The sequence below is a fragment of the Acinetobacter sp. RRD8 genome, from assembly GCF_031844225.1.
GTDB lineage: Bacteria > Pseudomonadota > Gammaproteobacteria > Pseudomonadales > Moraxellaceae > Acinetobacter.
Map to the genome: position 1 here is coordinate 13,248 of NZ_JAUZUU010000003.1, position 14,020 is coordinate 27,267.

The 14,020-nt window shown below is 43.9% G+C and carries 12 protein-coding genes; 9 read left to right on the forward strand and 3 right to left on the reverse strand.

The window, feature by feature from the left end; translation table 11 throughout:
- The first annotated feature begins 139 nt into the window (after positions 1–139).
- Entirely contained in the window at positions 140–1,114 is a 975-nt protein-coding gene (locus Q9R24_RS04190; protein ID WP_005248449.1) for a hypothetical protein, read from the forward strand.
- Positions 1,115–1,180: 66 nt separating this feature from the next.
- Here Q9R24_RS04190 and Q9R24_RS04195 read toward each other — a convergent pair whose 3' ends face one another.
- On the reverse strand, positions 1,181–1,801 hold the full coding sequence (locus Q9R24_RS04195; protein WP_004732555.1) for a TIGR00730 family Rossman fold protein: 621 nt from the start codon (positions 1,799–1,801) through the stop codon (positions 1,181–1,183).
- 332 nt (positions 1,802–2,133) lie between these two features.
- On the opposite strand from Q9R24_RS04195, the gene Q9R24_RS04200 reads away from it, so the two are divergent.
- The 6 genes from Q9R24_RS04200 to Q9R24_RS04225 all read left to right on the forward strand — a co-directional run bounded on the left by Q9R24_RS04200 (position 2,134) and on the right by Q9R24_RS04225 (position 10,615).
- A complete protein-coding gene (locus tag Q9R24_RS04200; protein ID WP_311203778.1) occupies positions 2,134–3,711 on the forward strand; it encodes a TerC family protein in 1,578 nt (525 codons plus the stop codon).
- 72 nt (positions 3,712–3,783) lie between these two features.
- On the forward strand, positions 3,784–4,248 hold the full coding sequence (locus Q9R24_RS04205) for a YchJ family protein (protein WP_311203779.1): 465 nt from the start codon (positions 3,784–3,786) through the stop codon (positions 4,246–4,248).
- Between the two features lie 61 nt (positions 4,249–4,309).
- Complete coding sequence (locus Q9R24_RS04210; protein ID WP_004732549.1) at positions 4,310–4,954, forward strand: trimeric intracellular cation channel family protein; 645 nt, start codon at positions 4,310–4,312, stop codon at positions 4,952–4,954.
- 129 nt (positions 4,955–5,083) lie between these two features.
- Positions 5,084–6,403, forward strand: coding sequence for an MFS transporter (locus Q9R24_RS04215; protein ID WP_311203780.1), 1,320 nt, complete (start codon positions 5,084–5,086; stop codon positions 6,401–6,403).
- Between the two features lie 165 nt (positions 6,404–6,568).
- Positions 6,569–8,788, forward strand: a complete 2,220-nt coding sequence (gene parC / locus Q9R24_RS04220; RefSeq protein WP_311203781.1) for a DNA topoisomerase IV subunit A — start codon at positions 6,569–6,571, stop codon at positions 8,786–8,788.
- 150 nt (positions 8,789–8,938) lie between these two features.
- Positions 8,939–10,615: a long-chain-fatty-acid--CoA ligase gene (locus tag Q9R24_RS04225; protein WP_004644897.1), complete on the forward strand. Its 1,677-nt coding sequence runs from the start codon at positions 8,939–8,941 to the stop codon at positions 10,613–10,615.
- A gap of 51 nt (positions 10,616–10,666) precedes the next feature.
- Here Q9R24_RS04225 and Q9R24_RS04230 read toward each other — a convergent pair whose 3' ends face one another.
- The gene (locus tag Q9R24_RS04230) at positions 10,667–11,047 is read right to left on the reverse strand and encodes a hypothetical protein (protein ID WP_005108436.1); all 381 of its coding nucleotides are present in this window, start codon (positions 11,045–11,047) and stop codon (positions 10,667–10,669) included.
- Positions 11,048–11,147: 100 nt separating this feature from the next.
- Between Q9R24_RS04230 and Q9R24_RS04235 the strand changes: the two genes are divergently transcribed.
- Together Q9R24_RS04235 and ppa are read left to right on the forward strand one after the other, a co-directional pair.
- On the forward strand, positions 11,148–11,546 hold the full coding sequence (locus Q9R24_RS04235) for an MAPEG family protein (RefSeq protein WP_044108964.1): 399 nt from the start codon (positions 11,148–11,150) through the stop codon (positions 11,544–11,546).
- A gap of 117 nt (positions 11,547–11,663) precedes the next feature.
- On the forward strand, positions 11,664–12,200 hold the full coding sequence (gene ppa, locus Q9R24_RS04240; protein ID WP_005248436.1) for an inorganic diphosphatase: 537 nt from the start codon (positions 11,664–11,666) through the stop codon (positions 12,198–12,200).
- A 95-nt stretch (positions 12,201–12,295) separates the two neighbouring features.
- Here the strand turns inward: ppa and Q9R24_RS04245 are convergent, their stop codons facing one another.
- A complete protein-coding gene (locus Q9R24_RS04245) occupies positions 12,296–13,615 on the reverse strand; it encodes an OprD family outer membrane porin (RefSeq protein ID WP_044108965.1) in 1,320 nt (439 codons plus the stop codon).
- Positions 13,616–14,020 lie beyond the last annotated feature (405 nt).

Genomic DNA, 14,020 nt, shown 5'->3' on the forward strand with positions numbered 1-14,020 from the left:
ACTCAGGGCACTTCGGTGCTCTTTTTTGTAAGGTGACCGCATATATGACATTTTTGTCATTAAAATGAAATAAAACCGTCATAATCTTGGGCCAACTTTTCAGCAATGCTGAAATCTCCTCGCGTATAGGTTTGTTTTTATGACAATCGAGATTTTGATGGTGATCGGCTTTTGTTTAGCCGCTTACTCTATTGTCGGAAATGATGTACCTCAAACCCTAGGGACATTTATTTCTTCGAATTCACATCGCCCATGGTGGGTGTTGTGGATTTATATCAGCTCAATTTTAATTGTCGTATTGGTCTATGGTTGGTATGCATCTGGGGTGGGTGATGCCTCATACGGTCGTTTAGAAACGATTCCTTTCCCTGAAGGTGGTATTACCTGGCTGTATATTGTGCCGCCAATTCTCCTGTTACTACTAACCAGATACGGGATTCCAGTCAGTACCACCTTCCTGGTGCTTACGATTTTCTCTCCTGCCAGCTTAGGCTCGATGATGGTCAAATCGATGATGGGCTACGCCGTGGCCTTTATTGTGGCGATTGTCATCTATCGTTTTGTGGTCAAGCAGCTGGCACGCCATTTTGCCAAGACACGTCATCAGGAACACTCCAAGGTCTGGATGGGCTTGCAATGGGTCTCTACCGGTTTCCTGTGGAGCCAATGGCTGATTCAGGATCTGGCTAACATCTTCGTGTATGTGCCACGTCAGGTGCCGTTTGAATTCCTGATGTTTGCGATTACGGTATTCGTAGTCTTGCTGGGTGTGATTCTGTATCAACGTGGCGGGGCTATCCAAAACATTGTCGACACCAAAACCGGTGTGACCGACATTCGTGCTGCAACGATTATCGACTTCATGTATGCCATTATCCTGTTAGTTTTTAAAGAGTGGAGCAACATTCCAATGAGTACCACCTGGGTATTCCTGGGATTACTCGCAGGTCGTGAATTTGCCATGTCGATGATTCTGGATGAAGTCAACAAACATCGTACTTCACGTAATGTCAGTGCAGATGCCATGAAACTGATGTTCGGTCTGGCCATGTCGGTCATTCTGGCAACAACTTTGCCGATGTTTTATGACTTTGTGACGAATTATGGTCAATAAGTCCTGATATTAAAAATCCAATAAAAAAGCGAGCCAGGTGCTCGCTTTTTTCTTAATTGGAACGGTTTAAACCACAAATCTTTGCGGATGGCCTAAATTGGTTAAAGTTGTATAAATTTCTTCTTCGTGTTCGCAAATGATCAGTTTGGCGCGATGCTGTGGCGGTAAAAAACCATCTTCGACCGCACGGTCCAGCTGTGCAATCAAGGCATCATAGAAACCATTCACGTTATACAGCATCATCGGTTTCTGGTGCTGGTTCAGCTGCCCCCAGGTGGCAATTTCCAGAATTTCCTCAAACGTGCCCAGTCCACCCGGTAGTGCTACAAAGGCACAGGCCCGCTCAGCCATCATAGCCTTGCGTTGATGCATGCTGGTCACCACATGTAATTCAGTGAGCTGGTTATGGGCAATTTCATAATCCAGCATAAATTCGGGAATCACCCCAACGGCTTCACCGCCGTGCTGGATCATGGCATCCGCGACCTGTCCCATCAGGCCGATACTGGCGCCACCATAGACCAGTCCGAAACCATGTTCTGCCAGTCCTTGCGAGAGATGAATGGCTTTTTCTAAATAAACCGGTTTGTTGCCTGCACGTGAACCACAATAGAGTGCCACTAGAGGGCGAGTTGTTTTTGGGGAGTTGTCTTTAAAATAATCTGTCATTTGAATTACGCTTTGCATTTATTTTCTTCACCTTATCATTTTTCTTTCTTGTGACTCTAGCTTAATTAATAAATATGACAATTCTGTGAGCAGCTGCATTTTCACTGCATTACAGCCAGGCAAAATTCATCGATAAACAGCCATGAAAAAGGGTGAATTTCGATTTGATCTTGCTATACTAAAAATTGGTTTCACAACAATAGAACGAAAATGGGTAGTGGTAGTTGGCCGTGTAACTCTATAAATCGCCGTCAAGTAATTGGTATTGTTCAATATCAAAAATATTATGCTGTTTCATTACAGTCTCGGTTCATTCAATGCTGCAGTCCTGAGTTTCAGGAGCCAAGCGTATGATCTTTGAATGGATGTCGGATCCTTCAGCCTGGGTCGGTTTACTCACATTAATTGTTCTTGAGATTGTACTCGGGATCGACAATCTGGTTTTTATTGCCATTTTGGCGGAGAAACTGCCACCAGAACAGCGTAATACGGCGCGGATTGTCGGCTTAATGCTGGCCCTGCTGATGCGTTTGATCTTACTGGCCTCGATTGCCTGGGTAGTGACCCTCACTGATCCACTATTCCACATCTTTGATCATGCTTTCTCAGGTCGAGATCTGATTCTATTGTTTGGTGGGGTGTTCCTGCTGTTTAAAGGCACCATGGAACTGCATGAGCGTCTGGAAGCCAAACCGGTCATCAAAGAAGAAAATCCGGTCCATGCAGTATTCTGGATGGTGATTGTCCAGATCGTGGTGCTGGATGCCGTTTTCTCATTGGACAGTGTGATTACTGCGGTTGGCATGGTTAAAGACCTGTCAGTCATGATGATTGCCGTGATTATTGCCATCGGGATTATGCTCTGGGCATCCAAAGCCCTGATGGATTTCGTCAACAGGCATCCGACCGTAGTGATTCTGTGTCTGGGCTTCCTGATGATGATCGGTTTCTCGCTGGTGGTCGAAGGCTTCGGTTTCCATATTCCGAAAGGCTATCTGTATGCTGCGATTGGTTTCTCGGTGATTGTCGAATTTATTAACCAGACCATGAAACGCAATCAGGAAAAAATGGTGACTACTACGGATATGCGCTACCGTACTGCTTCAGCAGTGATGCGGATGCTGGGTGGTAAACCTGCTCAGGACAATGATTCTTCTGAACCGGAAGATGTTCTGGCAACCCGTGCCTTTGCCGATGAAGTCTTTAATGATGACAATGGCATCTATCATAGTGTCATGGTACAGGGCGTACTGGGTCTGTCTGAACGTCCGGTCAAATCAGTGATGACACCGCGTCCTGAGCTAGAATGGATTGATCTGGACAATGATGCTGACAGTATCAAAGAACAGTTATTGCAGATGAGTCATTCACGTCTGATCGTTGCACGTGGTGAACTGGACAATATTGCCGGGGTGGTACTGACCCATAAAGTCCTGAATGAATACATTGAAACCGGGGTGCTGGATTTTGAAAAGCACTTACGTGAACCGGTGATCGTGCATGAAAATGCCCAGGTACTGATGGTGATGGAGCAATTGCGTCAGGCTCCATTGCAAATGGCGATTGTCCTGAATGAATATGGTTCGATTGAAGGGATTGTCACGCCAATTGATATCCTTGAAGCAATTGCCGGTGAATTTCCGGATGAAGATGAGCTGCAAGCTGCCGCAGAAAGCCTGGAAGATGGCAGCCTGATTCTGGATGGTTCCACTGATATTCGTCATGTTTCGTTGCTGCTGGATCGTGATCTGGTCAATGAAACCGAAGAATATTCAACCTTGTCTGGCTATGTGTTATTCCATATGGCACGTTTACCGCATAGCGGTGAAAAGTTTGAAGCAGACGGGCATATCTTTGAGGTCGTCACCATGGACGGTCATAAGATCGACAAAGTGCATATCATTCCGCAGCTTCCTGCACAGGACTAGACTCTAGTCATGTTTGGTCTTTAAAGTTTGCTAAAATAGCCCGCATTGTCGGGCTATTTTTATGGAACTAAAATGTCAGAAGCATGTCCATGTGGACAAGGCGAATATCACAGCTGTTGTCAGCCGCTGCATGCAGGAAAACAGATCGCAGAGACTGCACAGCAACTCATGCGTTCCCGTTACAGTGCCTTCGCCAAGCATGAAATCGATTATATCAAAACCACGACTGCGCTGGGTCAGCAACAGGCGCTGGACCTGCAAGCGATTAGTGATTGGAGTAAAGCCAATCAGTGGTTAAAAGTTGAAATTGTTCAAGCCAATGAAAAAATAGATAAAAATCATGCCTTAGTCGAGTTTAAGGCACATTATCATGATGGCAAGCAGGCACAGGTGCATCATGAAGCTTCGCATTTTGTGAAGTTTGAAGGTCGCTGGTATTTCCTGGATCCGACTACAGACCAGAGCATCACCATGAAACAGGCCTGTATTTGTGGCTCGGGGAAAAAATTTAAGCAATGTTGTGCCGGATTCTTATAACTTTCACACAGATTTAGCTTAGAATAGCCGCCATCTCAAAGCCTCAGGTGGAAGCAGGGCGATGTTACTGACCGTCATCTATATTATTGCAATTACCGCTGAAGCCATGACCGGTGCACTGTCCGCTGGCCGGCGCAGCATGGACTGGTTTGGCGTGATGATTATTGCCTGTGTTACTGCACTGGGTGGTGGTTCGGTCCGCGATGTTCTGCTTGGACATTATCCCTTGACCTGGGTCAAACATCCCGAATATCTGGTGCTGACCTGTTGCGCAGCCTTCGTCACTATCCTGATTGCCAAATGGATGCGACAGTTACGTAATGTCTTCCTGGTGCTGGATGCCTTGGGCCTCATTGGCTTTACCATTATTGGCTGCCAGATTGCCCTGGAAATGGGACATGGTTTTGTGGTCAGCGCCGTCGCGGGTGTTTTGACCGGAGTGTCTGGCGGGATTTTGCGTGACATTTTATGTAATGACGTGCCGCTGGTGTTCCGCCGTGAACTGTATGCCAGTATTGCCTTTGTTTCAGTGATCTTTTACTGGCTCTGTAGCCACTACGGCTTGTCGCAGGATCTGACGATTATTTCTACCCTGATTTTTGGTTTTAGCTTACGTCTGATCGCCATCTATTTTGGTCTGGAAATGCCAAAATTCATTTATAAAGAAGATGATGAACACTCGGCATCCTCCAAAGACGAATCCTGAGGGTTAATCTTGTTGCATGCGGTAATAAAAATAACCGTATTTGGCACAATTCGTAGTATAAAAAATATAAAGTAGCCCACCTGTTGAGAAAGCAGCATCTCCCGTTCCACCTGATCAGAGATTTTTGTTATGGATTTAGTTTCTCGCATACAACGCTTACCGATTGGTAAGTTTCACTATACCTTGCTGGTGGTGATTGGGCTGGGCTGGATGTTTGATGCCATGGATACCGGATTGATTTCCTTTATCCTGGCAAAAATGGCTGAAGACTGGCAGATGACTGCCGATCAGAAAAGCTGGGTGGTATCCATCGGTTTTGTTGGCATGGCGATCGGGGCGATTTGTTCAGGTGGTCTGGCAGACCGTTTTGGCCGTAAAACTGTCTTTGCTGCGACCCTGGTCATTTATAGCCTGGCCACTGCAGCTTGTGCTTTTGCACCGAATCTGACCTGGCTGCTGGTATTCCGTTTTATCGTTGGTTTAGGCTTGGGTGGTCAGTTACCCGTGGCCGTAACGCTGGTCAGTGAATATATTCCTGCACATGTGCGTGGCCGTTTTATTGTCTTGCTGGAAAGCTTCTGGGGGCTGGGCTGGTTAGTTGCAGCTTTAGTATCGCGCTTTGTCATTCCTGATTTTGGCTGGCAAACCGCTTTCATGATCGGTGGTCTGCCTGCACTGTATGCCATCGTGATCTGGAAAATGGTGCCGGAATCTATTCCTTTCCTGATTAACCGTGGTCGTATAGAGGAAGCTTCGGCACTGGTCAAAAAGATTGAGCGTCAATGTGGCGTTCAAGTCTATGAAATTTTTGAAGTGAAACCAGTCGCAGAGAAGCAGCATATTTCATTTTCCCAGCTATGGTCGGGTATCTTTGCGCGCCGTACGCTCATGCTCTGGCTGATCTGGTTCGGTATTATTTTCTCTTATTATGGCATTTTTACCTGGTTGCCAAGCTTACTGGTCAAAGAAGGCTATAGCATCGTACAGTCATTTGAATATGTGCTGATTATGATTCTGGCGCAGTTGCCCGGTTATCTGGTGGCGGCATGGCTGGTTGAAAAACTCGGTCGTAAGCCGACTCTGGCCGGTTTTATTGGCATGTGCGCGATCTCGGCCTATTTCTTTGGCCAGTCGGGTAGTGTTACTGAAATCGTGATTTGGGGCTGTCTGATGTCCTTCTTTAATCTGGGCGCCTGGGGCGTACTCTATACTTATACGCCGGAACAATATCCGACCAATATCCGTGCCTTTGGTTCAGGCTGGGCCGGGGCTGTTGGCCGGATTGGCGGTATCGCGGCACCTTTTGCTGTAACCCATCTGATGGGTATGCCGAATGGCTTTAGCTATGTCTTTACCATGTTTACGGCAGTTCTGGTCGCTGTCGCGATTGTGATTCTGGTCTTGGGTGAAGAAACCAAAGGCAAGACCCTCGAATCGATGGGCTTATAAAGGGAATGATTTTTTAGTTGCTTAGGGCCTATAAAGTGGATATTTTTAGGCCATAAGACACAAATTGTCGCGCTGAACGATTTGATGCCCTTGTTTCATCTACAGCCACGACTTAGCATAAGAAACATTGATACAAAAACGAATTATTTAGGACTATAGGTTGTTATGACAAGCCTTGCGCATCATGCGACAGAAAACCGCTCCGTAGCAGAATTTACCGAACAAGCTTATCTGAATTACGCCATGTACGTGATTATGGATCGGGCACTCCCTCATATTAGCGATGGCCTGAAACCGGTACAGCGCCGGATTGTCTATGCCATGAGTGAGCTGGGCCTGAAATGGACCAGCAAACCGAAGAAATCGGCACGTACTGTTGGTGACGTATTGGGTAAATACCATCCGCATGGTGACTCGGCCTGTTATGAAGCCATGGTGCTGATGGCACAGCCCTTTAGTTATCGTTACCCGTTTATTGAGGGACAGGGCAACTGGGGTTCACCCGATGATCCAAAGTCTTTCGCAGCGATGCGTTATACCGAAGCCAAGCTTTCCCAGTACAGTGAACTATTACTGTCTGAGCTGGGTCAGGGCACCTGTGAATGGCAGGACAACTTTGATGGTTCGATGAAAGAACCGGTGAATTTGCCAGCCCGTGTACCGAACATCTTGCTGAATGGCACCACTGGTATTGCTGTCGGTATGGCCACAGACATTCCACCGCATAACCTGCGTGAAGTGGTCAAAGGGACGATTGCGCTAATTCGTAATCCGAACCTGACCGATGAAAAAATCGCAGAATATATTCCTGCGCCAGACTTGCCGACCAAAGCCGAAATTATCACCCCGCCTGCTGAGCTGTTAAAAATTCAGACCACAGGTCGTGGCAGTTATCGCATGCGTGCGGTCTATAGCGTCGATAAAAACGAAATTATTATCACGGAACTACCGTATCAGGTGTCAGGTTCCAAAATCATCACTCAGATTGCCGATCAGATGCAGGCCAAGAAACTGCCTTTGGTCAGCGATGTACGGGATGAATCGGATCATGCCAATCCCACCCGTTTGGTTATTGTCCTGCGTTCGAATCGTATTGATGCCGAATCGGTGATGAGTCACTTGTTTGCCACCACCGATCTGGAATCCAGTTATCGTGTCAATATGAACATGATTGGTGCCGATGGCCGTCCACAGGTGAAATCAATTCGTCGTATTTTGCTGGAATGGATTGAAATCCGTAAAACCACGGTAACACGCCGTCTGCAATATCATCTGAACAAGATCGAAAAACGCCTACATATTCTCGGCGGTCTGATCATTGCTTATCTGAATATTGACGAAGTGATTCAGATTATTCGTGAAGAAGATCAGCCAAAACCAGTTTTGATGCAGCGTTTTAATATTGACGAGATTCAGGCCGAAGCGATTCTAGAACTAAAATTGCGTCATTTAGCCAAGCTTGAAGAAATGGAAATGCGCCGTGAGCAGGAAGAACTGGAAGCAAAAGCGGCAGTAATTCGTGAACAACTGGCCAATCCAGAATCTTTAAAAAACCTGATCATTGCTGAACTGAAAGACGATGCCAAGAAATTTGGTGATGATCGCCGTTCGCCAATCGTGCAGCGCGCTGAAGCGGCGGCAATTAATGAAAATGAAATGTTGCCGGCCGATCCTGTAACAGTGGTGTTATCAGAAGCTGGCTGGATTCGCTGTGCCAAAGGTCATGAAGTCGATGCAGAAAATCTGAATTTCCGTGCCGGTGATCAGTACTTGAGTCATGCACAGGGCAAATCCAACCAACGCGTTTATGTATTAGATGACACTGGGCGTAGCTATGCCTTGGCCATCAATACGTTGCCGTCTGCGCGTGGTCTGGGCGAACCGCTCAGTTCAAAACTGTCTCCAGGCAGCGGGGTAGGTTTTAAACAGGTTCTGGTGGCAGAGGATGAAACTGAAATTCTAGCAGCAAGCAACAAAGGCTATGGCTTTAAAACCCAGGCCAAGCAGCTGGATACCAGTGCCAAAGCCGGAAAAGCTTTCCTGAATTTATCTGAAGGGGCAGAGGTCATGAACCTGCAGCCGCTCGAAGATGCTACACATGTTGCACTGCTCAGTTCAGCAGGACGTCTGTTGATTGTCGATTTAGCAGAATTACCTGTATTGAACAAAGGTAAAGGAAATAAATTGATACAACTTGAAGATGGTGATCAAATTTTGTCCATGACACTATTGAAGCTTGATGAAATAATTCAAGTGCTTGCAGGACAACAGCAGTTAAAATTAAAAGGGGATGATTTGCGCAAATATATCGGCAAGCGCGGTGCAAAAGGACAGCTTTTACCACGCGGATATCAAAAAGCAAATAAACTGTTGATTCAAAGATAAGACTAGCATCCATCCTGCGAAATACGTTATATATGAACAACGATTCAACAAGATGGATGCAATATCGCACATATACAAGTCTAAAAATGGCGTGTGATATTGAAAAAAACAGTTGAAATACTAAGGATTATGATTGGAGAGATGGCCATTATGGAAAAAATTTGGTTTGCTGAATACCAAAAAACAGGGATTCCAGAAACAGTAGAATTACCAGCAGAAAATACTTCTCTAGTAGATATTTTTGAGCGTAATTTCCAAAAATTCGGCTCGCGTGATGCCTTTATCTTTATGGATAAGGCAATGACTTTCAATGAACTGGAAGAGGCGAGCCGTAAGTTTGCAACTTATCTACAAAGCTTGGGGTTGGCAAAAGGTTCACGTGTGGCAGTGATGATGCCAAACGTTCTTCAGTATCCGGTTGTGGCACTTGGGGTGTTCCGCGCAGGTTTGGTATTGGTCAACGTGAATCCACTCTACACATCGCGTGAACTTGAGCATCAATTGAATGACTCAGGTGCTGAAGTACTGGTGATTATTGAAAACTTTGCTTCTGTTTATCAAGCGATTATTGGTAAAACACCAGTGAAGCATGTCGTGGTCGCTTCTGTCGGTGACATGCTGGGTGCCTTGAAAGGAACGTTGGTAAATTTTGTCTTGCGTTCTGTGCGCAAGCAAATTCCAGCTTGGGATATTCCAGGCCATGTGAGATTTAATGCGGCGTTATCTAAAGTTAATCCAAGTAACTATAAACGCCCTGAATTGACCCTTAGCGATACAGCAGTTCTTCAATACACAGGTGGTACCACAGGCGTATCTAAAGGCGCTGAACTGACACATCGTAACCTGGTTGCGAACATGCTGCAGTGTGACGGCATCTTCCAGAGTAAATTTGGTGCGCAAGATGGTCAGCCAGATGACCGTATTTTCTGTGCTTTGCCGCTTTATCATATCTTTGCATTCATGGTATGCGCACTTTACGGTATGTACAAAGGTCAGGCGAATGTTCTGATTCCAAACCCGCGTGATTTACCTGCGGTGATGAAAGAGCTACGTAAATACCAGCCGACTTTCTTCCCGGCAGTGAACACACTTTTCAATGCGCTGGTAAACAATGAAGAGTTTAAGCAACTTGATCATAGTAAACTGAAAATGGCGATGGGCGGCGGTATGGCGGTACTTCCTTCTACTGCAGCAGCATGGAAGAAAGTTACCGGAACCAATATCGTTGAAGGCTATGGTTTGTCTGAAACTTCTCCGGTGGCAACAGCAAACCCACCTGCGTCTGAAGAATTCAGTGGCACTATTGGTATTCCATTACCATTGACTGAAGTGGCTATTCTGGATGATGAAGGCAATGAAGTTCCACTGGGTGAGCAAGGTGAAATTTCAATCCGTGGTCCTCAGGTCATGAAAGGCTATTGGAACCGTCCGGATGAAACTGAAAAAGTCATGGTGAATGGCTTCTTCCGTACCGGTGATATCGGTGTCATGGATTCACGTGGTTATGTGAAAATTGTAGACCGTAAGAAAGACATGATTCTAGTGTCTGGTTTTAACGTCTACCCATCTGAGATTGAAGAAGTTGTAGCAACTCATCCAAAAGTACTGGAAGTGGCTGCGATTGGTGTGCCTGATGAAAAATCAGGTGAAGTGCCAAAACTGTTTGTCGTGAAAAAAGATCCGTCTTTAACCACAGAAGAAGTTTTAGCATTCGCTAAAGAAAACCTGACCGGTTATAAACGTCCACGTTATGTCGAGTTTATGGATGAATTGCCAAAATCAAACGTAGGTAAAATCCTGCGTAAAGATTTACGTAAAACAGCCTAATACCTATAAGAAAAAAAAAGCGCCGTCAGGCGCTTTTTTGATTTGGACTTTTTATTTTTTCATTAACCAGCGATCAAAATAAGGACGACCTACACCAACTACTCCCAAGAAGATAAACATGGTGCCAAACTGGCGAGTAAATCCGGTTTGATTAAAGCTGCCATAACTTAGAATGTTATCGACCAAGCAATACACCAGAATCGCGACCAGCCAGTGCCAGAGAGGCATACGCTTGATACCGACGAAATAAAAGGCAATCCATAAAATGGCAAAGGTGAAGATTGGTGACCAGATATTCATATTGGCACAAATGACAGCCATCAGAAATGCCACAATCGGTAGGACAATTTTTAATACGCGATCCACTTGACGTTGATGCTGGCGTTGTTTCTCGAGGACATCGAACATTTCATTTTGATCAGGCGCGACCATAGTGAATCCTTAACAAGTAATAAAAAGCACTCTATTTAACAAAATTTATTCACGAAATGCCATGCTATGATAGAGATAAAATTTTCATGAGAAAAAACAGATGCACAGCATTAGTGGGGTTATTTATCTCATTTTGGCCGCTTGTCTTTTGCCTTATGTGTTTACATTGATTGCAAAAAAATCAGCAGGCTTCAGCACTAAAGACAATCAGAATCCACGGGCATTTTTAGAAAAGTCTTCAGGCTTGGCCAGTCGCGCCAATGCTGCCCAGCAGAATAGCTTTGAAAGTTTACCACTCTTTATTGCTGCGATCTTGATGGCAGAGTACATGGTGATATCACAAGATTTGGTCATGATTTTTGGTGTGGCTTATCTGGTTTTTCGTGTGTTGTACGGAATCTGCTATTTGGCCAACTGGGCGACTTTACGCTCTATCGTATGGTTGCTCTCGATGTTATGTCCTGTGACCTTATTGCTGCTGATCATCAAGTTGGTTTAAGTCATCAGGTCTGCGGACATATTTACAGTTCGATATTTTAAAATCCAAAAAAATCTTTAAAAACCGTTATAATTGTCGCGGTTTTTTAAAAGATATAACTTGTTAAAGAGTGATGCTATGAGCTACAGCAATATCCCAGCGGGTAAAGATGCGCCAAACGATATCTATGTGATCATCGAAATTCCTGCAAATGCAGCACCAATCAAATACGAAATCGATAAAGATTCTGATGCGTTATTTGTAGACCGTTTCATGGGTACAGCAATGTTCTACCCAGCAAACTACGGTTATGTACCAAACACACTATCGCTTGATGGTGATCCATTAGACGTACTGGTTGTAACGCCTCATCCAGTAGAGCCAGGTTCTGTGATTCGTTGCCGTCCTGTCGGTAAATTGAACATGGAAGATGACGGTGGTGTTGATGCGAAACTGGTTGCAGTTCCACATGACAAACTGACTCCAATCTACAAAGATGTTCAGGAATATACTGATCTTCCTCCATTGTTGATTAGCCAGATCGAACATTTCTTCCAGCACTACAAAGATTTAGAGCCAGGAAAATGGGTCAAGCTCAGTGGTTGGGAAAGTGCTGATGTTGCGAAACAAGAAGTACTGGATTCAATTGCAGCTTATGCAGAAGCAAACAAATAATTGCTTTCTGTGGTCTAGGCTTTAAAATTTTAAAGCCTGAAATAAAAAAACCTGCACAATGTGCAGGTTTTTTTATGGCTTGAAATTCGTGTGAATTAGAATAATTTTACAGGAATGTCTAACCAGATACGCCATTCATTAGTGTCACCAATGTAGTTAGATTGATAATCATCACTTGCACGGTAGTAAGAATGACGAAGACGTAAGCTTGCATCTTTCGCAAAACCAGACTGAACAGTATATTTCACTTGGTTAAAGAATTCGCGCTCATGCTCATTATCACTGATCATAGTACCTGCATTGTTAGTAGCTTTAATATCCCAACCATAAACAAAAGCAGATGTCCAAGATAATCCAGGAACATTTACAGCACCAAAGTCAAATGTATATTGAAGTTGCGCTGATTTTTCGTCATTACCAATAAAGTCAGACAGGTATGAATTCGGCATATAAATCGATTGTTTACCATCACCTACGCCTGTACCCAAACCATAGTCATAGCCAGTGTTACCAAAATTTTGCTGGTAAGCAAGCATGACATTATGTGGACCATGATTATAAGTTGTAGATAAAGCTAAAATAGTATTATCGAATGAATCATCTGGTGAGCCGATTTGAGAATAAAGATATGGATTTGCTTCTTTATCCCATTTTGTATGGTAACCACTGAAATCATGAGTTAATGTGCTTTTATCTGCCAATGCATAGCTATAGTTGGCATTAACATAGTGGCGGTCTAAGCGGTCTTTAATGTCTGTACCATAATAAGAAGCATTAACTGCATCATTAAATTTATATTTCGCGCCCCAAACCACTGCACGATCCAGCTTTGCACCATCGGAATTGATTTGGTTGGAAAGCTGATTTTCTGTGAATTTACCAGCAATCAGGTTTAAGTTTTCAATTTCGTTACTTTGAACCAATACGCCAGTATAGTATTCAGGCACTAAACGCGCAGTATTGCTTGCAAGTACAGGTAAGTCTAAAACCTGAGTACCGTAAGTCGCAGTCGTATTTGATACACGAGCTTTCACATATGCACCGCCACGAGCCCAGTGGTCATAAGCATCTTTAGTACCATCAGCATTATTTTGAGGGTGGACTGGGATCATATCATTGCCAGTATGACCATTTTCACCCAATTTAAATGAAGCATCACCAATAATACCAGCACCAAAGCCTACAGTACCTTGAGTAAAGCCAGAGTCTAGTTTAACAATCGCAGTTTGTGCAAATGAGCTCGTATCTGGTACGTTATTTTTCTTGTCACGGTGCAAATAGCCGGTACGGAAAAGTACAGAACCTTCAGCATCTTCTACAAAACCTTTAGACTCGCTTTGCTCGCTAGCGAAAGCGGTAGAAACCAAAGCAGCCTGAATCAAAACTGCTAATGTTAATTTTTTTGAATTTTGCATTGGGAAGAGAGCCTTATACAAATTGATCGGAATTTTTTAGGAATTGTATAAGAATTGCTGAAAAAATGTCATTTTTTATTGGATATATTCCACTAAAGTTTAGATTTTTTTAACTCAAATTAAACAATAGCAAGGATTTGAGGTGATTAATTTCTAACCTATCGGTAAAAAGTGAGTAAAAACATAATTTTATTGGAAATTATAAATGATATTTCTAAAGTGGTGAAATGAATGTGATCAGCTTATTTATTTTGAAACGGGAGAAAAATATGATCAAAAATTACGCACTATTTTTTAGCACAAATTTTAATCATTACAAAAATGGAATCAAAATGGGGCAAATTGTAAATGATTATGTATAAGTATTAAAAAAGTGATGAAATAGCCTTAAATACATTTATTTAA